Here is a 1,440-nt window from a genome sequence, read left to right as displayed (position 1 = left end):
GATCGAGGACTCGTTCGCCTGATCCTGGCGTTGTGACCGGCGCGCGACCGGATGCTGGATGGATTCTGCCGGTTCTGGATGCCGCGGGTTGGCAGAATCCTTCTCGCTTGGAGTCGCTCGCGCTCAGGCACCCATGCGGGCGAGCCAGTCATCCACCACCGCGAATGTGCCGCGCGGGTAGTGCGCGCGCAGCGCGAGGCCGCGTTCGAACCCGATGACCATGCGGGAAGAGTTTCGTCCGTTCAGAGCGACCTGAACCGACGAAGTCCTTCTCGCATCGCGCAGCCGGGCCGGGCGGCGCTGGGGATGAAGGCGCGCCTTCTCACACCGGGCATCCAGGCCATGGTGAGGTCGCACACAGCCTCGGTGTTGCAGAATCGTAACCTTGCGCTCGACCCGAGAGTGCACGCGCCGCCCCCGAAGCGGCCCCACTAGTTCAAAGGATCGTCACGTTCGTCATGCCCGAAACTCACTTGATCGCCCCAGCCCGCCGCCGCGTCATCGCGCTGACCCTCGTCGCCGGCGCCGCGCTCGGCCTCCTCACCACCGCCGGTCTCACGACCGCAGCCCCCGCTGCGGCCGATGTCTCGGGGCGCTCCGTCGTCACTGACCGCAGCGCCCTGCGCGCGGATCTCGCCGCGACGGCCGCCGCTGTCGAGGACGGCCGGTCCGTGGTCGCCAAGGCCGCCGCCACCGTCACGAAGGTGAAGAGGTCGGGCTTCGACCTCGACTCGGCCACGATCGACACGACCGGGCTCGCGAAGTCGCTCAACGACCTTTCTGATGAGGATGCTGTCGGCGACGCCCGTGCCACCCTCACCGCGAACACCATCGTCGAGACCGAGATCGTCGAGGCCGACACCTCCGCACTGCGCGACCGGCTGGACGATGCGATCGCGGAGAAGAAGGCCGCAGAGGCGAAGAAGGAAGCTGCGGAGGCGAAGAAGAAGGCCGAAAAGAAGGCCGCGGCAGAAGCCGAGGCACAGGCCGCAGCGCTCGAGTCGGCGAACACGCCGGACGGCGCACGTTCGGTCGCCGCGAAGATCGCCGCGAGCGAGTACGGCTGGGGTGAAGGCGAGTTCTCCTGCCTGGACTCGCTGTGGATGAAGGAGTCCGGCTGGGACTACCAGGCGTACAACCCGTCCGGCGCCACAGGCATCCCGCAGGCGCTTCCCGGCGACAAGATGGCGACGTTCGGCTCCGACTGGGCATCCAACGCCACCACGCAGATCAAGTGGGGTCTGGATTACATCTCCAGCGTCTACGGCACCCCGTGCGCGGCCTGGGGCCACTCGCAGTCGGTGAACTGGTACTGAGAAATTCTGCCTCCACGGGAACAGTATTCGTTTGAATACTGTTCCCGTGGAGTGTGACCTCATCTACGCGCTCCCCGCTCTCCCCGACCGCCCGCTGGATCATCGGCCTGAGCGCCGTCGTCGT

General features: G+C 67.2%; 1 protein-coding gene. It reads left to right on the top strand.

The features are described from left to right. Nucleotides 1-458 precede the first annotated feature (458 nt). A complete protein-coding gene (locus tag ACTICP_RS16005) occupies nucleotides 459-1,316 on the top strand; it encodes a phospholipase (protein WP_441894059.1) in 858 nt (285 codons plus the stop codon). Nucleotides 1,317-1,440: the final 124 nt, after the last annotated feature.

This window comes from Microbacterium sp., assembly GCF_052102115.1.
Taxonomy (GTDB): domain Bacteria; phylum Actinomycetota; class Actinomycetes; order Actinomycetales; family Microbacteriaceae; genus Microbacterium.
The sequence above is the reverse complement of the archived record's forward strand: the minus strand, read 5'-3'. Positions and strand labels throughout refer to the sequence as shown.

Bases quoted from the DNA above. Each gene is read 5' to 3' on its own strand.
- ACTICP_RS16005 (WP_441894059.1), top strand. From the start codon at position 459: ATGCCCGAAACTCACTTGATCGCCCCAGCCCGCCGCCGCGTCATCGCG.